20 protein-coding genes and 1 pseudogene are annotated in these 21,439 nt (G+C 41.4%); 13 read left to right on the top strand and 8 right to left on the bottom strand.

The window, feature by feature from the left end:
* Positions 1–48: 48 nt before the first annotated feature.
* Positions 49–333: a type II toxin-antitoxin system RelE/ParE family toxin gene (locus CDC33_RS15360; RefSeq protein WP_109009181.1), complete on the bottom strand. Its 285-nt coding sequence runs from the start codon at positions 331–333 to the stop codon at positions 49–51.
* A complete protein-coding gene (locus CDC33_RS15355; protein ID WP_109009180.1) occupies positions 330–548 on the bottom strand; it encodes a hypothetical protein in 219 nt (72 codons plus the stop codon). The genes CDC33_RS15360 and CDC33_RS15355 overlap by 4 nt, the downstream gene beginning before the upstream one ends.
* On the opposite strand from CDC33_RS15355, the gene CDC33_RS41670 reads away from it, so the two are divergent.
* The 3 genes from CDC33_RS41670 (at position 514) to ctpC (ending at position 3,817) form a co-directional block, all read left to right on the top strand.
* Entirely contained in the window at positions 514–729 is a 216-nt protein-coding gene (locus CDC33_RS41670; protein ID WP_109012591.1) for a pentapeptide repeat-containing protein, read from the top strand. The two genes, CDC33_RS15355 and CDC33_RS41670, sit on opposite strands and share 35 nt — an antisense overlap.
* 311 nt (positions 730–1,040) lie before the next feature.
* Positions 1,041–2,267 carry a (E)-4-hydroxy-3-methylbut-2-enyl-diphosphate synthase gene (ispG, locus tag CDC33_RS15345; RefSeq protein ID WP_109009179.1) on the top strand — a complete coding sequence of 409 codons (1,227 nt, stop codon included), beginning with the start codon at positions 1,041–1,043 and terminating at the stop codon, positions 2,265–2,267.
* Between the two features lie 266 nt (positions 2,268–2,533).
* Positions 2,534–3,817, top strand: coding sequence for a carboxyl-terminal processing protease CtpC (gene ctpC / locus CDC33_RS15340; protein ID WP_109009178.1), 1,284 nt, complete (start codon positions 2,534–2,536; stop codon positions 3,815–3,817).
* 85 nt (positions 3,818–3,902) lie between these two features.
* Here ctpC and CDC33_RS15335 read toward each other — a convergent pair whose 3' ends face one another.
* Entirely contained in the window at positions 3,903–4,088 is a 186-nt protein-coding gene (locus CDC33_RS15335) for a DDE transposase family protein (protein WP_109009177.1), read from the bottom strand.
* Between the two features lie 565 nt (positions 4,089–4,653).
* On the opposite strand from CDC33_RS15335, the gene CDC33_RS15330 reads away from it, so the two are divergent.
* Positions 4,654–5,157 carry a DUF6174 domain-containing protein gene (locus tag CDC33_RS15330; protein ID WP_109009176.1) on the top strand — a complete coding sequence of 168 codons (504 nt, stop codon included), beginning with the start codon at positions 4,654–4,656 and terminating at the stop codon, positions 5,155–5,157.
* Between the two features lie 435 nt (positions 5,158–5,592).
* Here the strand turns inward: CDC33_RS15330 and CDC33_RS15325 are convergent.
* Positions 5,593–5,970 (bottom strand): annotated as a pseudogene (locus tag CDC33_RS15325) (SPFH domain-containing protein); the annotation flags it as partial.
* A gap of 27 nt (positions 5,971–5,997) precedes the next feature.
* Here CDC33_RS15325 and CDC33_RS38775 point away from each other — a divergent pair.
* The 4 genes from CDC33_RS38775 to CDC33_RS15310 all read left to right on the top strand — a co-directional run bounded on the left by CDC33_RS38775 (position 5,998) and on the right by CDC33_RS15310 (position 7,497).
* Positions 5,998–6,174 carry a hypothetical protein gene (locus CDC33_RS38775; protein WP_181374024.1) on the top strand — a complete coding sequence of 59 codons (177 nt, stop codon included), beginning with the start codon at positions 5,998–6,000 and terminating at the stop codon, positions 6,172–6,174.
* A 38-nt stretch (positions 6,175–6,212) separates the two neighbouring features.
* A complete protein-coding gene (locus CDC33_RS15320) occupies positions 6,213–6,470 on the top strand; it encodes a ribbon-helix-helix domain-containing protein (RefSeq protein WP_181374023.1) in 258 nt (85 codons plus the stop codon).
* Positions 6,460–6,885, top strand: a complete 426-nt coding sequence (locus CDC33_RS15315) for a PIN domain-containing protein (RefSeq protein WP_109009175.1) — start codon at positions 6,460–6,462, stop codon at positions 6,883–6,885. Before CDC33_RS15320 ends, CDC33_RS15315 begins: the two co-directional genes overlap by 11 nt.
* 141 nt (positions 6,886–7,026) lie before the next feature.
* Positions 7,027–7,497 carry a hypothetical protein gene (locus CDC33_RS15310; protein WP_109009174.1) on the top strand — a complete coding sequence of 157 codons (471 nt, stop codon included), beginning with the start codon at positions 7,027–7,029 and terminating at the stop codon, positions 7,495–7,497.
* A gap of 54 nt (positions 7,498–7,551) precedes the next feature.
* Here CDC33_RS15310 and CDC33_RS15305 read toward each other — a convergent pair whose 3' ends face one another.
* A complete protein-coding gene (locus tag CDC33_RS15305; RefSeq protein WP_109012590.1) occupies positions 7,552–9,600 on the bottom strand; it encodes an elongation factor G in 2,049 nt (682 codons plus the stop codon).
* A 264-nt stretch (positions 9,601–9,864) separates the two neighbouring features.
* Between CDC33_RS15305 and CDC33_RS15300 the strand changes: the two genes are divergently transcribed.
* The 3 genes from CDC33_RS15300 (at position 9,865) to CDC33_RS15290 (ending at position 11,906) form a co-directional block, all read left to right on the top strand.
* The gene (locus CDC33_RS15300; RefSeq protein WP_109009173.1) at positions 9,865–10,785 is read left to right on the top strand and encodes a tetratricopeptide repeat protein; all 921 of its coding nucleotides are present in this window, start codon (positions 9,865–9,867) and stop codon (positions 10,783–10,785) included.
* Between the two features lie 81 nt (positions 10,786–10,866).
* Entirely contained in the window at positions 10,867–11,421 is a 555-nt protein-coding gene (locus tag CDC33_RS15295) for a phosphate-starvation-inducible PsiE family protein (protein WP_181374022.1), read from the top strand.
* 239 nt (positions 11,422–11,660) lie between these two features.
* Positions 11,661–11,906, top strand: a complete 246-nt coding sequence (locus CDC33_RS15290) for a hypothetical protein (RefSeq protein WP_109009171.1) — start codon at positions 11,661–11,663, stop codon at positions 11,904–11,906.
* 527 nt (positions 11,907–12,433) lie between these two features.
* Here the strand turns inward: CDC33_RS15290 and CDC33_RS15285 are convergent.
* A complete protein-coding gene (locus CDC33_RS15285) occupies positions 12,434–12,619 on the bottom strand; it encodes a hypothetical protein (protein ID WP_109009170.1) in 186 nt (61 codons plus the stop codon).
* A 428-nt stretch (positions 12,620–13,047) separates the two neighbouring features.
* On the opposite strand from CDC33_RS15285, the gene CDC33_RS40480 reads away from it, so the two are divergent.
* The gene (locus CDC33_RS40480) at positions 13,048–17,733 is read left to right on the top strand and encodes a DUF4347 domain-containing protein (RefSeq protein WP_109009169.1); all 4,686 of its coding nucleotides are present in this window, start codon (positions 13,048–13,050) and stop codon (positions 17,731–17,733) included.
* Positions 17,734–18,057: 324 nt separating this feature from the next.
* Here the strand turns inward: CDC33_RS40480 and CDC33_RS15275 are convergent, their stop codons facing one another.
* Positions 18,058–18,978 carry a methylenetetrahydrofolate reductase gene (locus CDC33_RS15275; protein ID WP_109009168.1) on the bottom strand — a complete coding sequence of 307 codons (921 nt, stop codon included), beginning with the start codon at positions 18,976–18,978 and terminating at the stop codon, positions 18,058–18,060.
* A 58-nt stretch (positions 18,979–19,036) separates the two neighbouring features.
* Positions 19,037–20,047 carry a tryptophan--tRNA ligase gene (gene trpS / locus CDC33_RS15270; RefSeq protein WP_109009167.1) on the bottom strand — a complete coding sequence of 337 codons (1,011 nt, stop codon included), beginning with the start codon at positions 20,045–20,047 and terminating at the stop codon, positions 19,037–19,039.
* 342 nt (positions 20,048–20,389) lie between these two features.
* Between trpS and CDC33_RS15260 the strand changes: the two genes are divergently transcribed.
* Complete coding sequence (locus CDC33_RS15260; RefSeq protein WP_109012589.1) at positions 20,390–21,295, top strand: acyl-CoA desaturase; 906 nt, start codon at positions 20,390–20,392, stop codon at positions 21,293–21,295.
* Positions 21,296–21,439 lie beyond the last annotated feature (144 nt).

Raw genomic sequence — 21,439 nt, 5'->3', positions numbered from 1 at the left:
CTTATTTTCTAATTATTAGGCTTGCCTTAGTCAAAAATAATGCTGAATTTAGTAAACCTCATCATGGGAACCTAAAGTTAGCAAGAAAATTTCTTCCTCTCCTGATTCAGGATTTGTAACAAATTTAAATAAAATCCGATTACGATAATCAATTGAACATGAGTATCTACCCGATGAATCACCTTTTAGTTTGTGACTACGTAAACTGAGTTGAAATGAGTCTTCAGCAATTTGTTCTAATACCTGCTCAATTTGAGAACGTAACTCAGGATTTTTCTTGACTAGACGCTTAAAAGCACGAACAAAAGTCGGACTCCAAACCAAATTTTTCACTCGTCTAACTCCGCCATCAAATCTGCAACTGATCCACGCCGGACATTACCTTGAGCATATTCACTCTCTGCTTGCGCGATTTCTTTTAATAAGCCATCCCGTCGCTGTTGTTTAAGGCGCTTTTGGATAATATCTACAAGAATAGCCTGAGCTTCTGGATCTAATGCTTCTACCGCTTCTATAGCTTTCTGGAATGTAGATGTTTTTTCTAGCATCAGCGTCAAAAAATTTAGTGATAAGTCTAATTTAGCTGGTGGTAGGGCGATCGCCGCTAATTTACAGCAAGCTAATCTCAGTTACGCCAATCTTGAACAAGCAGACTTGAAAGATACAAACCTTGACGGTGCTATTTTTTACAATACAATCATGCCTGCTGGTACTATAAAGAATGAATGATAATTTATAGATTTATTGCAGTTTGGATAATAGAATTACGATAGTATTGGTAGTAGTTATGACACAGTAAGAATGCGATCGCTTCCTTAAGCTTTTCTGCGAAACGCTACTCAAGCTACTCAGTTAAAATAATTTTTCAGCAATATATCTTTATAAATGAGCAAAACCTTTAAATTGCTCTTTATTTCTTTGCCTGTCTTATTTTCCTTTTTTCATTAATCGTCCCAAAGAGCCACCACCTGTGGCAATCTGGGAAACAGAGATTTATCAAATCTGATATTTTAACGACAGCAAATTTACCTAATCAGGTTATGCAAACTCTGCCCATAGTAGATACTTCAAATACGACATCCAGCCAACCTACCTTTGATACAACCATCAAGCGGCGTAAAACCCGTCCTGTAAAGGTGGGAAATGTCACCATTGGCGGTGGCTACCCCGTTGTAGTGCAGTCAATGATTAACGAAGACACCCTTGATATTGATGGTTCTGTAGCTGGTATTCGTCGTCTGCACGAAATAGGCTGCGAAATTGTCCGCGTCACAGTGCCCAGTATGGCTCATGCTAAAGCTTTAGCAGAAATCAAACAAAAATTAATAAAAACTTACCAAGACGTGCCCATTGTGGCTGATGTCCATCACAACGGACTAAAAATCGCCGTGGAAGTTGCCAAGCACATAGAAAAAGTGCGGATTAATCCGGGGTTATATGTCTTTGAAAAGCCCAACGTCAATCGAACCGAGTATACTAAAGCCGAATTTGACGAAATTGGCGAAAAAATCCGCGAAACCTTAGAACCTCTGGTAGTTTCTTTGCGCGATCAAGGTAAATCGATGCGAATTGGGGTAAATCACGGTTCTCTCGCTGAAAGGATGCTATTTACATACGGTGACACCCCAGAAGGCATGGTGGAATCTGCCATAGAATTCATTCGCATTTGTGAATCTCTAGATTTCCGCAACTTGGTAATTTCCATGAAAGCCTCACGAGTACCAGTGATGCTAGCCGCCTATCGCCTGATAGCCAAGCGCATGGATGAACTGGGTATGGATTATCCGCTACATTTAGGCGTTACCGAAGCCGGTGATGGCGAATATGGGCGAATTAAATCCACGGCTGGTATTGCTACCTTACTTGCTGATGGTATTGGCGATACAATTCGCGTCTCACTTACAGAAGCCCCAGAAAAAGAAATTCCCGTCTGCTACAGCATTCTCCAAGCTTTGGGATTGCGAAAAACGATGGTGGAATACGTCGCTTGTCCTTCTTGTGGACGCACTTTGTTTAACCTAGAAGAAGTGTTGCACAAAGTTCGGGAAGCCACTAAACACTTAACTGGTCTTGACATAGCGGTTATGGGTTGTATTGTCAATGGCCCCGGAGAAATGGCGGATGCCGACTATGGTTATGTTGGCAAAACACCTGGTTACATTTCTTTGTATCGTGGCAGAGAGGAAATTAAAAAAGTCCCAGAAGATAAAGGTGTAGAGGAATTAATTAACCTGATTAAGGGAGATGAACGCTGGGTAGAACCGTAAGGAGTTGAGGGAGTGGGGAGTAGGGAGTAGGGGGAGAAATCAATTCAAAATTCAAAAACTTCTGCTTACTGCTTCCTGCCTCCTGTGCCCATGCCGATTCCCGATTCCCGATTCCTCACTCCCAAAAATTTTGTATAAACCATCAAGTTCGCCGGATTGTCAAGTATTTTGGTTAAATTAAGGATACATACTAGGTCTGCACAGTGGTAGCCTGTGTTAGATTGAGCATACTGACTATATATTTTCCCTCTGACGCAGCTGTCATTATGGTGATTACAAAAAGTAGGCTTGTTTTGGGTGCTACGGCAGTGACACTCTCCACGATCGCTGTTACTAGCCTTGGCATTCATTCGCGAGGTCAGGCTTTATTTAAAGCAAGTCCTAAACAATTAGTAGATGAAGTTTGGCAAAATATATACCGCAATTACGTAGATGGTACTTTTAATCAAGTAGACTGGCAGGCTGTTCGTAAAGAATACTTAAGCAAGTCCTACAGTAATCCGCAGGAAGCGTATAAGTCCATTCGGGAAATGCTCAAAAAGCTAGATGACCCATACACCCGGTTTATGGACCCAGCAGAATTCAAGAATATGCAAGTGGATACCTCTGGGGAATTGACAGGGATTGGAATCACGATCAGCCAGGATGAAAAAACCAAGCAATTGGTTGTAATTGCCCCAATCGAAGATACACCAGCTTTTAAAGCTGGTGTTTTGGCGAAAGATATCATCCTCAAAATCAACGGCAAAAATACTAAGGGGATGGATACTAATCAGGCAGTATCCCTGATTCGAGGTGAAGCAGGAACGCAAGTCAGCTTAACAATTCAGCGCGACGGTCAGACAAAACAGTTTGACATCAAACGGGCGCGGATTGAAATTCATCCAGTTAAATATTCCCAAAAGAAAACACCAGCAGGTAATCTTGGCTACATTCGCCTGAACCAGTTCAGCGCCAATGCTGGTAAAGAAATGCAAACTGCTATCAAGGATTTAGAAAGCAAACAGGTAGCTGGATATATTCTGGATCTGCGTGGTAATCCGGGTGGCTTACTCTTCTCCAGTGTAGAGATTGCCCGGATGTGGATAGATAAAGGTAAGATTGTCTCCACCGTCGAACGCCAAGGAGAGGCAGAAAAAGAAGAAGCAAACGGACGCGCCTTGACGAATAAACCTTTGGTGGTGCTGGTAGATAAAGGTTCAGCCAGTGCAAGTGAAATCCTCTCCGGGGCTTTGCAGGACAACAAGCGTGCTACTTTGGTTGGTACTCAAACCTTTGGTAAGGGACTAGTGCAATCGGTGCGTCCCTTGGAAGATGGCTCAGGATTGGCGGTAACAATTGCTCATTACTACACCCCCAACGGTACTGATATTAATCATAAAGGTATTAGTCCAGATGTGAAGGTGGATCTGACCAAAGCCCAAATGGAGGAATTGTGGCTTCATGAACGTGACAAACTCGCTACTTTAGCAGATCCTCAATTTGCTAAAGCAGTGGACATAATAGGTAAAAAAATAGCTGCTAAGGGCGCAGCCACAGCAGAAAAATGAAGAGTTGGGAATAAAGTTAGGAGTGAATAGTGAGGAGTTAGGAATAAAAACCATCATTGTGAACTCCAAACTCCTAACTCCTAATTTAAACTGGTTGGCACTTTCCAGCCCTAATAAGTCCGACACGCCGAGCGATCGCTTCTTCTTGCGAACTAAAAGGCCCCCACTGTTCTATAACCTCTACATTATCATCGCCAACTTTGTCGCTGGGGACAATTTCGCAATTCCCAGTAGAGCGCTTGACAATATACCAAGTTTGTGCTTCATCCATACTTGAAATAAAACCATTTGTTTTTTACAGTAAAAATTCTACGGCATACAGAAAATATTCTCGCGTGTATGCGATTACGTGGGATCTGATTTAGCTATAGACTACACTCACCAACCAGTTCCTTACAGTCATAAATTTCCTATAGGACTAATATTTGATTTTTAAAGAAGCTCGGTAAAACTCGAAAAGCCTAATTCCTTATTCCCTACTCCCCACTCAATACGGTTCGGATAAGCTCTTGAGGCAGGGGAGGCAAGAGGGTATATGTTCAGCCATTCTTTTCTCCCCCTGCTTCTCTTCTCCCCCTGCTCCCTCTACCTGCCTCAACCAAGAAATTCCTTAACCGAACGGTATTGACTCCCCACTCCCCGCCTATCGCGCTTGCCTGCGACACGCTCCGCGAACGCGCACCACACAGATAATTTCAAAAATCAAATACGATTCCTATATTTACCCTTGTCTACCCACTAATGAATTTTAATAAAAATATAAAGTGTACTTAAATAAATAGATAAATTAATATCTATAATACATATATAATACTTTTGAAATTCAAGGGATTGATATGCGTTTACCTATCATTATCAGTGCCGGATTATTGCTATCTTTGGGACTGAACTTACCAGTAATGTCTAAATCTCCCATAGAGATAGCACAATCGCCAGCAAGTAATAACTTAAATTTAAGGCGAGCAGAAAAGCGATTAGCATTTAATCGCCGTTTCTGGAATCAGCAAAATATTTCCAACTATGACTATACTTTGAGCAATAGTTGCTTTTGTATAGGCGAGGCTAGGGGGCCAGTAGTAATTAAAGTACGTAATGGTCAAACAAGTTCTATCACTTCTGTAGCTACAGGTAAAGATGTTAAAGAATACTTTCAAAATTACAACACAATTCCTAAACTGTTTGATGTGATTCAAGATGCTATCAACCGTAAAGCCGCCAGCCTGAATGTGCGGTACAATGCTAGATTCGGCTATCCAACCCAAATTGATATCGATTACAACAGTCAGATAGCTGATGAAGAAAGATATCTTACCATTGAGAATTTTAAGGTAATTAAATAGCTGCCACTGCAAACAGAAAATTAGAGATTAAGGTAATAAGTATACTTACCTTATCTTGCATAAATGCTTAAATTGTCATCTTGAGCGGAGCGAAACATCTGGTGAAAATTTTCTCTCCCCTGAGTTCCGCTCAAAATGACATTCCTAATTTTTTAACTTTTCCAAGAGGTCTATTAACTGCTGGCGTTCAAGTTTTTATGTCCTGCTGTGCAAATCGTCCTCATTTTTTACATAATTAAATGCATCAAAAGCATCTGTTAAAGGCGATCATCCAACAAACTGGTGTAATTGAAGCAAAGATTCTTTGCTGCCAAGCTATTGACTTGATAATAAAATTTTAGGGCTTTGAGGTTCCTGTTTCTGGCTGGATCATAATAGGCATACTGCCTTTTTCAGAACCAATAATTACAAGCTTAGAATTATTAGATTGAGCTAGCTTTTCTGTGGCTTCAATCGCTCGCAATTACTGACATCAAGATTTAGGCTCAAACCTTCTTGGGATGTTACATCTACATTTTCCTTTACATCCTTAATGCGAGTGGAAAAATTCAGCACTTTGTTAAAGGGATTAAGCAAGTGAACACCAGGATTAAGAGTAGTTTCAGAAACTTCGCCAAACAAGTTGACTACACCGACATTGCCTGGTGGGACAATCACTAAAAGCCTAGAAATAGAATTCAGGACTGCAATACTGCTAATCAATATCATAATTGTGCGTATTGCCAAACGTGACTTTTCACCAGATATCTTATCTGTATTGAGATAAACGAGGATTGCAATTAGGCTAGTTACAAGAGAGACTATAAAGCCCATGATTTTTTCTCTGTAATTAAGACGAATATGCTTAATTACATAATTCCCCAATGCTTTTATGAAACTAATATCATTTCACACAAATTAGCGGTTTACGAATCTTTTTACAGATTAAATAAAGATTTCCGAATTCTCTCAGAAGTCGGGAATCTCAGCCTTGGAGCGATGCCTACGGCGGGCAAAGCCTACGCTACTAGCACATAATGTATAATGTAATGTATACATTATGTAAAATTTAAATTGTGTCGAGTAAAATTCGTAAGCAGATTTATATTGAACCGCATCAAGAACATCTGCTAAAAGCGATCGCCCAACAAGCGGGTGTAAGTGAAGCAGAGATTATTCGCCAAGCTATTGACCTTCATCTTGGTGAAATAACTGCACCCCAAACCAATCTTGTAATGTGGGAAGCCGAAAGAGAATTTATCGATCAAATCAAAACTCGACCTGCTCAACTTGGAGGTCGGGACTGGCAGCGTGAAGACCTCTATGAACGGTAGGATTTTACTTGATACCAACATTCTCGTTTACATCTACGATCCACTAGATACCGCAAAACAGGAACGCGCGATCGCACTTACTGACCAATTGATTCGTTCTAGTAAGGCGGTAATTAGTACCCAAGTGTTGGGAGAGTTTTTTATGGCCACAACCCGGATTCGGCGTTCGCTTTTAACTCCTGCTGAGGCGCTGGTGCGAATGCGTAACTATTTAGCTGCTTGCCATGTCGTTGATATTACACGACTCATCTCTTTAGAAGCAATTCGCGGCGTGGAAACCCATCACTTCGGGTTTTGGGACGCGCAAATTTGGGCAACGGCGCGACTCAACCAAATTCAAGAAATTTATACTGAGGACTTCGCATCAGGTGCGACGGTTGAGGGCGTGCGGTTTACAAATCCTTTTGTAGATTGAAAAAGATTCCCAACTTCTCTACACAAGTCGGGAATCTCAGCCTTGGTGATATTTACAAAAACAAAATTTTGTTATTTTAGCAATATTTTCGGGAAAACTATAACTGTAGTTTCTATCTTACAACAAGATTGAGAAATAGTTATGGATTTAAATGGATTAATTTGGACTAAAAACGTAAAACCTTTAAATGGTCAACCTTGGGCTTATCAAAACATATCTACTATAGATCCAGGCTTAAAGATTTTTGCCTTACATTGGAGAAATTTAAAAGGTAGAGACAAAATAAATGCCAATACTCCACAAGAAGGTGAACTGATGATTTTAAGACAACGTAGTAAAGTAACGCACATTGTTCAAATGCTAAATAAGCAACTTTATCCTGATAAAAACCCTGGAGATGAATTTAATATTTATCGTCTTGTTCAAGTAGTTTGGATGACTGATAACTGGGATAATCCTCCAGAAAACGACAAATTATTTGATTGTCTTATTCATTTCCCTGCATTTGGAAAAGCAATAAAATTGGAAAAAATACGAGCATTCCGAGAACATTGGAGTACAAAAGAATTAACATTTCAACAGCACGTTCAAAACTTATTAAATATCTGTTGACGAAAAACCCTGCACGTTTAATTGCAGGGCTTTGATTTTTAGACAAATCTCAAATTACTTGCCGTTGCCGTTACCACCATTGCCATTGCTGTTAATGACACGTTCAGCAAGCTTTTCTGGCACTTCCTGGAGATGGTCATATTCCCAGTGGAAGGAACCAACGCCCAAGGTGAGCGATCGCAGCTCTACAATAAAGTTTTGCATCTCTGCTTGTGGCAAGTATGCAGAGATATTATCCCAACCTTGCCAATCGTTTCTGCCTTCATAGCCTAAAATTTGCCCCCGTCTACCACTCAACAGTTGCAGCACTTTGGAAGTAAATTCGCTAGGTGTGGTAACATCCACCCGCAGAATTGGTTCTAACAGGGTAGGTTCCGCTTGGGGTATTCCCGTTTGCATTGCCAATCGGGCAGCTTGTTTAAAGGCTTGTTCGGAACTATCAACGTTGTGATACGAACCATTAGTCAGAGTTACCGCCAAATCCACCATTGGAAAGCCCAAAGGCCCATGTGTCAGAAATTCCCGCACGCCCATTTCCACGCCAGGGATGTACTGTTTAGGAACCACACCGCCGACAATAGTTTCATTAAAATTAAAACCTGTACCGCGTGGTAGGGGTTTGATGTCGAGAAAAACATCACCGAACTGTCCGTGACCACCGCTTTGGTGCTTGTAGCGCCCATGAATTGAAGCCACTGTTTTACGGATGGTTTCTTTGTAAGGCACTTGCGGTAAATGAGTTGTCATTGGCAAGTTATATTTGCGGCGCAGTCTATCTAGGGCGACTTGTAAATGAATCTCGCCTTGTCCCCACAAGATAACTTCGTGAGTATCGCCATGTTGTTCCCAAGCAAGTGAACAGTCTTCTTCTAATAACTTGGTGATGGCACTGCTAAGTTTTACTTCATCGTTGCGCTTTTCTGGTGTAATGGCGAGGGCATACACTGGTTCCAACTCTACAGCTTTGGGTAATTTTATTGCCGACTGCTGTTCTGTGGAGATTGTATCGCCTGTCTTGATTCCTTCTAAACGGCTCAATGCCACAATTTCACCAGCATTAACTTGGTTAACTGACTGCTGTTGTTGTCCCATTAAGCGGTAAATTCCACCAGTGCGAATGCCATTGAGGACAATACCATCAGTTAATTTGCCCCGCCAAACACGCACAAGAGAGAGTTTGCCACCTTGGGGAGTGTAGTAAGTTTTTAATACCTGCGCTAAAGCTGTATCACCTTTTATGTTTTTTAACCGACGTTCTGCTGTGGTTTCTGGTTCGGGGGCTTCCCGTAACAAGGCTTCTAATAGAGGTCTAACACCATAATCTTGTTCTGCTACACCAAAGAAAACGGGCACTACCAAATCTGCCCCTAATTCCATTTTTAAATCTTGGAGGATTTCTTCTTGAGGAGGTTCGATGTCTTCTAAAAGTTCTTCGAGTAAATGGTCGTCAAAATTTGCTAAGGCTTCGAGCATTTCTGCCCGCGCTATATGTTCTTCTTCTTTTAAACTTTCGGGAAAGGGAATGGGGTCAGCAGGTGCGCCTGGATGATATTGATATGCTTGTTCACTCACCATATCGATAAAGCCGGTAAGTTGTTCCCCGTTCATGATGGGATATTGATGCGCTACCAGGGGACGGCTAGATAATGCTTTCAGGGCGTGCAACGTTTCTAAAACATGAATATTTGCCCGATCCATTTTGTTGACGAAGACGAGGTGGGGAATTTCCCAATCATCGAGGAATTTAAATAGAGGGGCGAGGGTGAGGACGCGATCGCGGATGGGTTCGCAAACTACAATTGCCGCATCCACTCCCATTAAAGCATTGTACGTTTCTTGGGCAAATTCTATACTTCCCGGACAGTCAATAAAAGTGAAGCGAATGCCGTTATACTCAGTGCTAGCGGCGCTGACTTCTACACTCATGTGGCGATCGCGCGACTCGGCAGCACTATCCCCCACTGTATTGCTGTCCTTAACACTCCCTTTGCGAGAAATTGCCCCTGTGACAAATAACAAGCTTTCTAGTAAAGTGGTTTTTCCACTCAAATAAGGCCCGACAATTGCAACATTCCGCGAACCCGATTTTACTTTTTCGTTCATAAAACCTCCCTTGCGGTAAGTCTTTCCTAACCGCATGATTCTGTATATATCAGGGATAAAAAATGCTTTTCTGGAGTCAAAATTACCCCTTCTTTAATTTGTTATTATGCTCCTTTTAATCTAAATTTAAAAAAATTGTAGCCTGTCGTAAGATTTGGCTTAGTAAAACTTAACAAAAGTAGGCTTTTATGGCAAAATAAAAATTTTTGTAAAAAATTTTTTATAAAGTAAATTTAACCGAAAGTTTTGCAAGTCAGAAAATCAATGGGAAAATCATTCTTTAAATATCGGATAGCCGGGTTAGTAAGTTTGATGCTGCTTGTTAGCATTTCCTCCCCCTCTCTTTCTCTATCTGCTCCTGTCCCCTTAAAGCTGGCACAATCTAATGGTAAAACTGCTGTAGACTTGTTAAACCAAGGTTTACAAGCAATTCAGGCGGGAAAGGTACAAGATGCGATCGCAGCCTTTAAACAAGCAGCTAAATTAGATCCGACATTAGCACCAGCGCACTATAATCTAGGGTTAGCATTGCGACAAACGGGACAATTACAACCCTCTGCGGATGCATTTTATCGAGCGACGCAAGCCGATCCTAAATTTGCTCCAGCTTTTGCTAATTTAGGTGGTGCGTTGTTAGAGGGGAATAATTTACAGTTAGCTAACGATTACTTGCAACGATCGTTAGAACTCGATCCAAAATTAGGATTTGCCCACTATAACTTGGGGTTGGTACGAGAACAGCAACGAGATTGCGAAAAAGCGATCGCATCTTTTAAAAAAGCCATAGAATATAGCAAAAATGCACCAGAGCCTTCTTACCATATAGGGATGTGTTATCTCCAACAAGGCAAACTCGATCAAGCCAAAGATGCGTTTAATCAGGCAGTAAAAATTAATCCAAAGTATCCAGAAGCTTACTATAATCTCGGCTCAATTTGGTTTCAGCAAGGTAAATTACAAGAGGCATTAGAGACTTTTAGAAAATCAGCCGAAGCTAACTCTAACTATCCCAACGCTTATTATGGTGCAGGGTTAGTTTTTATGCAGTTAAAGCAATATGGGGATGCAGTGCAAGTATTGCAATTTGCTAGAGATTTATATAATGCTCAGAAAAATCCTCAGTGGGCAAAAAATGCCGAACAATTGTTGCAACAAGCACAAAATTTAAATTACAAACCTCGCTGAGGCGCAAAAATTTAATATTGCGTAACATAAAACTATTGGGTTGACTCGCTGGTGTTGTCTGAACTTGTCCCGATTGGAAAAATGTACATGCAAAAGCGCCAGAAAAGTCGATTTTTATTTAGCGATCGCTGGCTTGATCGGCACTCAATTGTTCGCAACATGGAAGCCTTTCAAGACTTAATTGTGATTGTCTTGTGTTTGGGTTTGTTCGCCGTCATGCTGATCCAATTGTGGGGGATAGCGATCGCTATCACGCAGCCACTAGACTATAAACATGTGACTGCAAAAATACTATTTGTGTTGATTTTAGTCGAGTTATTCCGACTATTAATGGTCTACTTGCAAGAACATAGTATCTCTGTAGGAGTCGCAGTTGAGGTAACAATTGTATCTCTACTGCGAGAGATAGTAGTTCACGGAGCGCTGGAAATGCATTGGGTTAATACGCTTGCAATTTGTGGTTTGTTGTTTGTTCTGGGTGGACTACTCGTAGTCTGTGCTAAAACCCCACACATGGATTGCATGAGTGCTAACACTAAGTTTTGTCCGGTTGTCTATAGAGGAGGTAGGGAACGGCAAAATGAGTTGGAATTCCAGTATTCACGTCAATGTGATGAGAATCAACCGCTTGGATAAATTGTTATGAAAATGGGGAGTGGGGAGTGGAGAGTGGGGAGTGGGGAAAAAGTATTTTCTTACTCTCCACTCCTTTGCTTAAAGCTGTATCAGGAAATTGGATGCATCTAAAATCTAAAATGGTATAACTTACTTTTGCAAGGTACTTCCGACGTATTGAAATATACTCTTTTTGGAAGATGAATCCCTCTTTAAGGGTGAGTATAAGTTAATTAGAAATTCTCAAAGAGGGTCAAGCAATGACTACAAATACAGGTAACGGACAGTCTCAAACAGCGATTAGCGACTTGGAGTATGATTTTGTCACCGTTTTGCACAACAAGGCAGAAGCCGTTAAAGCTTACGATACCTACATCAAAGATGCAGAACAAGTAGGTTCTCAGCCTTGCGTAGAGTTGTTCCAAAAATTGCGTCAATCTGATATTGAACACGCACAAGAGATTCGCCAACATCTACAACAAGTGTTGCAACACGGTAAAATGTAACCCAGGTTTTAACAGTGAACAGTGAACAGTAAACAGTTATCAGTGATCTATTTATCCCTGGGTTTAAGTCCCCCACCTCCAGGTGGAATGCGTTGGTGGCGGGTCTAAATCCCCCACCATACGCCTGATAACTGATAACTGATAACTGATAACTGATAACTGATTTAAGTGCGATCGCTCTGGCTTACTAAATATAAAAGAGGCGATCGCACTTGTCAATTACATTAGACGCCAGGGCAAATGCATCTTATTTACTAATAAAGAGCAAGTTTAAAAGAGCGCGTTTGTGTTCAGGGTCTTGTAGAGAGGAAACGGGAGAGCAGAGAGGAATGCCTATACCCGGATTTCTCACGAGTAAAAATCTTTTAATTTTGAGAACATTTTCCCAGCAATACCTTGTCCACGCATAGTTTCATCAACACAGATTGGGCCATATAAGTAAGCATCTTTTGTACCAGCGTAGGCTTGTAACATCAGCTTTACTATTGGTAAATTAGCAGTTGCCTTTGACCAACTGAGTAAGAATCCTACAACTTGCCCATCTTTGGGGCTACAACGCTCGGCATTTTAGATATGGTCATCATCACTGCCTCTGGCTCAAGATGACCTAACAACATACCACCATGTTCTGGGTCATTGGCTTGGGACAACTTGACAATTTCAGTAACATTACTGAGGCTGCTCCGGTCAATTACGATATCATTGCGACACATAATTGTGATTTTTTTACTTAAACCTTCTCACTTGAGAGAAGACTTTACTGATTCACTAATTCTCAATTAGTATAAAATTGTTTTGGCAGTAGCGATCACAATTAAGGAAAAACTTTTTGGTTTACTGTTTTTTAGTTAATGTGTTAGTTTACTTATTGTCCATTCAGTAAATACAACAGGCTTTGGGCTAAAATTACATTGTATTATGTGTAATAATCCAAATACCTTATTGTAGATGCAAATGTTGTATAAAAACACAATCCTTCTTTGGATAGTTTTTCAGCAAGCTCTTAAAAGTAACACTCATCACATCATAAAATTAACCAAAGTTATTGCACCTCTATACTTAGTCAGTAGATTAAAACTCTTCCTAGCACAAGGCTAGAAAAATTCAAGTTGAGCTAATTTACTAAAAATTGGGATATAAAATGACCATAATCACTAAATTACAGGTAAGGTCAAAACTCACAATCTCTACTGCCAAAACCCACAATCTAGTCTTTATAGACACAGCAGTTGAAGACTATCAGAGTTTAGCCAACGGTGTTACTCCCAACACAAAAGTATTTTTCATAACACCAACACAAAACGGCATAAAGGAAATTACGAAGATTTTGGCTTATCACGGCCAAAATCTGACTAGTATCCACATTGTGGCTCACGGTGTTCCTGGTTGCTTGTATTTAGGCAACACACGCTTAGGACTCGATACCCTTAACAACTATCAAGAACAACTGCAACAATGGCAGCAGCTAACCTCTAAACCAAAATTTGAGAACTTACTCCTTTACAGTTGCAACCTAGCAGCAGGTGATGCCGGGGCAGAATTTATTACAAAATTACACCAACTCACAGGTTTAAATATTGCGGCTTCTCGTGAGCGAGTAGGCACTGCGGCATTAGGCGGTAACTGGAAACTGGAAGTCTGCACTGCACAGATGGAAGTGAGTCTAGCATTTACTCAAACGACGCAACAAGCTTACACCGGAGTATTTGCCACCTTTACGGTTAATAGTATTTCAGATGAAGATGATGGCGATCGCAATAATGGCATCACAACTCTAAGAGAGGCAATTAAATTAGCCAATAATACTCCTAGTAGGGATACAATTACCTTTGCAGGCGTATTCGCTGATAACACCCCAGATACTATCACCCTCACCTCTGGGCAACTCAGGATTACTGATAATCTAACCATCCAAGGTACGGGAGCATCTCAACTTACCATTAGTGGCAATAATACTTCTAGAGCATTTGAGATATCAGGAGCAGGCACAGATGTAATCATTGATGACTTAAAAATTGCCAATGCTAAAAACTTGAACAATACTCCTCCCGGACAAGGAGGCGGAGGTATTTTTGTCAATAGCAGTAGCATCCTCAGTTTAACTAGCAGTACGGTCTCTAATAATACGGCAAGCTATGGGGGTGGTATATCTAACCGTGGCGCTCTCAGCTTAACTAACAGTACGATCTCTGGCAATACTGGCGACAACGGGGGGGGTGGTATATTTAACGGTGGCACTCTCAGCCTAACTAACAGTACGGTCTTTGGCAATAAGGCCTTCAGTGGAGGGGGTGGTATATCTAATGGTGGTACTCTCAGCCTTAACAGTAGTCAAGTATTTGGTAATACCACAGGCTATGACGGCGGTGGTATATCTAACAGTAATATTGCTAGACTGAGAAACAGTACAGTGTCAAACAATACCGCAGATTACGACGGTGGAGGTATTTATAACTATTACAGTGGCAGATATGAAGAAGAAGGTTCTGGTTATACTACTCTAATTAACAGCACGGTTTCTGGCAATAAGTCAAACGGTAGCGGTGGTGGTATTTATAATCGTCTAGCCCTTACACTACTCAATACAACAATTACCAATAATACCGCAGACTCAGATAGTGATATTTATGGTTTTGGCAACGGCGGTGGTATTTTCAATGAACCTATATATGAATACGGGACTGGTAGCAGAATAACTGTTGGTAACACTATCATTGCAGGTAATTTTGACAACTCCACTACAGGTGAAGTAAACCCTGATGTAGATGGCTACTTTATTGACTCTGGCAATAATTTGATAGGTAAGAGCAATGGTAGTACATACTTTACTACTAGCACTCTCGTAGGTACAAAAGCCAATCCAATTGATCCTAAACTGGGTCTGCTGCAAAATAACGGTGGTAACACCTTAACTCATACTTTACAACCAGGTAGCCCCGCAATTAACACAGGCAGTAATGCACTAACTCTTTCTAAAATTAACACTGACCAAAGGGGTGCAGAAAGGATAGCTGACGGTATCGTTGATATTGGAGCCGTTGAAGTCCAGCCCAGCACTACCATTGCACCACCCACTACTTCTAAACCTAATGGCACAGTTGTCACCAATACTAACGATTCTGGGGAAGGCTCGTTACGTCAAGCTATCCTAAATGCCAATGCCAATGCTGGCGAAGATACAATTACCTTTGCTGGGGTGTTTAGTGATGATACACCAGATATTATTAATCTCACTTCTGGGCAACTGACAATTACTGATGATCTGCGGATCTTGGGAACTGGCACATCTAACCTTACTATCAGTGGAAATGATGACTTCAGAGTGTTTGAGATCGCCAATACTGGAACAGATGCCATTATTGATGGTTTGAAGGTAACTAATGCAAATGATGTATTTGGTGCTATTTTAGTCAATAGCAACGCCACCCTCAATCTAAATAACAGCAACGTTTCTAACAGTATTGGCTCTGTAGGCGGTATTTTTAACCGTGGAAGTCTTAACCTAACTAACACCACCGTTTCTGATAATACTGGGTCGTCAGTAGGTGGCGGCATCTATAACTCTGGTAGTCTCAGCCTGAATAACAGTACTGTTGCTAATAATCAAACATTTCTTGATGATGCTCCTTCCTATGGTGGCGGCATTTTCAACACCGGCACTCTCGAAATAACTAACAGTATTCTTTCTAATAATGGAGCGTTCACTCGTGGAGTGTCTGGTAATCCTCCTGAGTCATCAACCTATGGCGGCAGCATCTATAACTCTGGCATTGCTAAAGTAATTAACAGCACTATATTTGGTAGTAGTGCCGAGTTAGGTGGCGGCATCTCTAACTCTGGTAGTCTTAGTTTAACTAACACTACTGTTTCTAGCAATATAGCCAGCGTAGGTGGTGGCATCTCTAACTCTGGTAAGCTGACTCTTAGCAACAGTACTATTACCGATAATGCTGCAACCCGTCTTTATGCTCCTTGGAAAAGTTTCTTCCAGGGAGGAGGTATTGTTAATCAAACCAATGGCGCTGTTATTGTTGCAAACACAATTATTGCTGGCAACTACGAAGATGATCCATACGCGAGTGAAGATGTCAATTCCGATGTTATTGGCAAATTCACAGACTCAGGCAATAACTTAATTGGTGACAGAACTGGCAGTACAGGTTTTACTACTAGCACCCTCGTTGGTACTAGCGATAACTCCATTGACCCCAAACTTGGTCCTCTGCAAAATAACGGCGGTACTAGTTTGACTCACGCCTTACTCAAGGATAGTCCTGCAATTAACGCTGGGAATAATGCCTTAGTTCCAAAAGGAATCACTACTGATGGGCGAAGTACAGGATTTGACAGAATATTTAACGGCATAGTAGATACAGGTGCTTATGAAGCTACTGCTGTTTTGCTAAATCAAAGTCCAGTTAATACCATTCCTAATACTTTAAGCACTTTTTACGATGCTTATGAAGGCACACCCTTAATATTCTCTAGTAACCAAGGCAGGATGTTTGCCATTAGTGACATTGATGCTGGCACTAACCCAGTACAAGTAACACTGACAGCCACCAATGGTATCCTAACTTTAAATAATACATCTGGTCTTACCTTCACTACCGGAGATGGCATAGCTGACCCCACCCTTACCTTTACTGGCACAATTAGCAGTATTAATAATGCTCTGGATGGTTTATCTTTCACAGCTACTAATTATCGTGATACTGGCAGTATCACCATCACTACGAATGACCTGGGTAATACTGGCCCAGGTGGAGCATTCAGCGATACCGATACTCTGACCAATATCTATCTCTCACCTAATATCATAGATGGCACTTATGATGTTGATGAAACCTTGATAGGTAGCGATTATGCTGATCGAATTACAGGTGTTAGTGGAGACGATACCATCATAGGTAACAAAGGCGACGATCAGATAAATGGCATCTTTGGCGATAATGATATAATTATCTACAATTTAGGTGATGGTACGGATACTATTAGCTATTTTGGTGGGGTAGGTACAGGCTACAATCCCCCATCAGAAATCATTAAAGAAGTCGATGTGATCAAATTTAATGGTGCAGGTTTGACTGCCCGTAATCTGTTGCTCACCCAGAATAACAGGAATTTGGAAATCACCTTTGAAGGCGTAGCAGATGCAAAAATTATCCTAGAAGATTTCACTTTACAGTATTTAGATAACTTATTTCCAACTGGGACTAGAGGAGCAGTTGGTAATATTCTGTTTGATGGGCAAACTAGCATTAGAGATAGTTATGATGTCTTCGATATCAAGTCCACCCAAAGAACTATCTTCAACAAAAACACTGTGACTTTTCTCAACGACTTAAACAATAATGTTGAAGGCTTTGATAACTCCGATGATGTGATTAATGCTCAAGGTGGTAATGACATCATTGACGGCAAAGGTGGTAACGACTTACTCCGGGGTGGTGTCGGGCTTGATACCTTAATTGGTGGTGCAGGTGATGATACTCTGATTGGTAATGCCGGGAACGATATTCTAACTGGTGGTAGCGGTAATGATAGGTTTGTTTACCAAACTTTGAGCGATCGCGGCTGGGTTGGTGATACAATCACAGACTTTGAAAGCTCCAATGATCAGTTAGTTCTGAGTAATTTATTTGAGAGCCTAAACTATAGTGGTAGCAATCCGATCAGCGACGACTATCTGCGGTTTGTACAATTGGGGACTGATACTCAGGTGCAGGTTAATTCTGGTGATAGCACTGTTGATTTCAATACTCTAGTGACTCTCAATACTTTCACTGCTACAAACCTAGTGCTTGGTACTAATGTCATTGTGTAGTGGTAAATATGTAGTGATAATAAACTACGGTTTTATCTGCCAAACTTTAATAGATTTGTCACCACTACCGCTATATAAAATTCCACATTCCGCACTTCATTTTGTAATACATGTATTAATATCAAAAAACACAAATTTAATTAAATAAAAATAATTGGTAATGAATATGAACAGTATAGGAAAAAATACCAACTGTTTGAAATTCTTATGGTATTGAGAGTAAATAAGAAGTCTAGTGTAAATACATCTTAAATACATCTGTTTCACCATAAAAAAGCAGATGGCTATTCCCATCTGCTTTAATAAAAAAATCTATTATTTCGTTTACTTGGATACCAACTGATTAACTGGAGCAACCCCAGCCAAATCTAAAATTGGCGCGATCGCATCTTCTCGCTTCACCGCCATCATGTGGACACCCTGACATAATTGCCGCGCTATCTGCACTTGCTCGGCGGCAATTTTCATCCCTTCCTCAAGAGGATCTTTGGCTTTTGCCAATCTATCAATAATATGTTGGGGAATATTTACACCCGGAACACATCTATTAATAAACTGGGCATTTTTTGCCGATTTCAACAGAAAAATTCCTGCCAAAATTGGTTTTTTATAGCCAGCAGCAATGGTATCCATGAACTTTTCTAGCCGCTCAAAATCGGTAATTAACTGACTTTGAAAAAACTGCGCTCCAGCTTCGATTTTGCGTTCAAATCGACTTTGCAAACCCGACCAACTTTTACATTGCGGATCTACTGCTGCACCAACAAATAAATCTAGCGCTCCATCAGTCAAGGGTTTCTCATTGCAATCAACGCCTTGATTCATCTTCCGAATCAGTTGCAGTAGCCGTACTGCTTCTAAGTCAAACACTGCTTTGGCATCTGGATGATCGCCTGCTTTTACTGGGTCGCCAGTCAAAGCTAAAATATTACGGATACCTAAAGCATGAGCGCCCATCAAATCAGCTTGTAAACTAATGCGGTTGCGATCGCGGCAAGCAACTTGACAAATCGGCTCTATGCCGTTTTGTAACAAAATCACCGACGCCATTAACGAAGACATCCGTAAGACTGCGCGGCTACCATCAGTAATATTGACAGCATGAACCCTTCCCTTAAGAGTCGCCGCCATTTGAATCATGTGTGCTGGATCTCCCCCTTTCGGGGGTGCTACCTCGGCGGTAATTAGAAATTCACCTGCTTGTACAGCTCTCTGAAAGGCTGTGGGGCTATGGGTGTGATGCATAGAATTAAGAATTTCAATTTCTTAAATGGTATAGCCAATCACACCGAAAATGGACAAATTATAAAGGAAGCGAATAGCCTAAAGCAGTTTTTACTTGTGATAAAGTTTGATTTGCGATCGCTCTAGCTTTTTTTGCTCCATCCCGCAATACAGACTCTAAATAACCTTTATCGCTCATTATCGAGTGATATTTTTCTTGAATTGGTTTGAGAGACTCAATAATTGTATCTGTCAACAATGGCTTAAATTGTCCCCAACCCATATCCTGACACTCAACCGCCACATCTTCCTTGTTCTTTCCAGAAAGCAATGTATAGAGCGTTAACAAATTATTACACTCTGGACGCGCTGGATCGTCAAAAGTCAGTCCACGAATGGGATCAGTTTTGCAACGCTTAATTTTGTATTGAATCTGTTCTGGTGAATCTAGTAAATTGATTCGGCTTAACTCAGAAGGATCAGACTTCGACATTTTGCGCGTACCATCTGCCAAACTCATCACCCTAGCCCCTTCCTTACGAATCAAAGGGTCTGGTAACTTCAGAACTGGTCGATCTGGTTTACCAAATTGGTGATTTAACCGAGCTGCAATATCCCGTGTCAATTCCAAATGTTGCTTTTGGTCTTCACCCACTGGCACTTTATCAGCTTGGTAAAGCAAAATATCGGCTGACATCAGTACAGGGTAATCCAATAAGCCTGCACTCACATTTTCTCCTTGTTTAACAGCCTTTTCCTTGAACTGGATCATATCTTGCAGCCAGTTTAGAGGTGTAATGCAGTTGAGCAACCAGGTGAGTTCACTGTGAGCTGAAACGTGGGATTGTACAAAGATGGTGGAGTGATTTAAATCAAGGCCACAAGCTAGATAAAGAGCAGCAAGGGTGTAGGTATCAGCTGCCAACTGTTTTGGGTCGTGTGGCACTGTAATCGCGTGCAAATCAGCCACAAAAAGGTAATTTTCGTATTCGCTCTGACCTTCTACCCAGTTGCGAATGGCTCCCAAATAGTTACCTAGATGGTAATTGCCGGTTGTTTGAACTCCAGAAAGAACACGTTGCTTGCCCATAAATTTCAACTTAGTTATCTCAAATCCGCGCTAATAAAGTGGCGATGTCTGGCGACAAATTGCTTTTTGCCTACGCAAAACTCATTTAATTTTGACATTTTCCAGGTCAACTCGCTGTTACAGGATGAGAGATTTTAACTCAACTCCGATTGCTATAGAAACTCTTCACTGCTTTTTTGCCACCGCTTGTGTTTGAAACTACTTTTTATATTCCAAGCGAATTGTGCCAAGATATGCATGTGGTACTAACGCTGACAACGGTGGGCGTTCTGCTGTCCGCAAGCTTCACTGCGGCGAAGATGTGGTGCATTTTTTTTGAAGCTTAAGGACGTTAGAAGACTAATGAAGCAGTACTCTCATCTTACGATTATTTCTTACATAGTAGGCCCTACTCTGATCGTAGTGAGTCATTTAGGATCATTACTCATTTTTGTTACTGGCTTATCATGGGGTGCTGTCTTGTGGGCCCTGTTGTTATATGTAATACGAATGCTTGCAACTACTGGCATCTATCATAGGCTACTCACCCATAAGAGCTACCAGGCTCCAACCTCAGTTCTATGCGTTGGAAGCATTGTGGCTGCTTCAGCCGGACAGATGGGGCCAAGTTGGTGGAAAGCTCACCACATGGATCATCATCAATACTCAGATCAGAAAGAAGATCCTCATTCTCCCTATTTGCCTTTCAAGGGGATCAAAGGATTCTGGTGGTCTCAAGCTGGATGGCTATTCTCCCCACAGTTTTTCCCCTCTAAGCTTCCTAGCGATGTTGAGAGTAATGTGGTTTTGAAGATTATTGACCGTTTGCACTTCATTCCTACCGTTGCTCTTACTGCGCTCTCCTACTACATTGGTGGAGTTGAATATCTCGGCGCTTTTTTCCTCAGCACGACTGTCCTTTTCCACTGTGTCGCCACCGTCAACTCACTCAGCCATATACTTGGCGAGCAACCGTTCACAACTAATGACTCCAGTCGGAACCATTGGCTCGTAGCATTTCTGACCTTGGGTGAAGGCTGGCATAATCTTCATCATGCATTCCAGTGGTCAGCTCGGCATGGCATAACTGTGCGAAAGGGGCAGGTTGCTTATCTTCCAGACCCAACATTTTGGTTCATCAAAACCCTTGAGTTTCTGAAGCTAGCGTCAAAGATTAGAATGCCTTCTGAACCAGAACTTATCGCTCGCGCCATCAACCGCAACTGTCAAAACTCAGTTTTTAAGGCGAGGGCAAAGACATCGGTCTGAATATTCTGGTTGACAGATTACATCATGTCCGCATAGATAGTTATGCTAGCCACAGCCATTACACCCCACCCTAGCCCCTCCCGAAGAGCGGGAAACTCGGAACCGGAACCCTCTTTGGGGATTAGGGGCAGGGAGACAAAGCAA

The organism is Nostoc commune NIES-4072 (genome assembly GCF_003113895.1).
In the GTDB taxonomy this organism is placed as follows: Bacteria; Cyanobacteriota; Cyanobacteriia; order Cyanobacteriales; family Nostocaceae; genus Nostoc; species Nostoc commune.
This window is presented reverse-complemented; position numbering and strand designations above follow the sequence as displayed.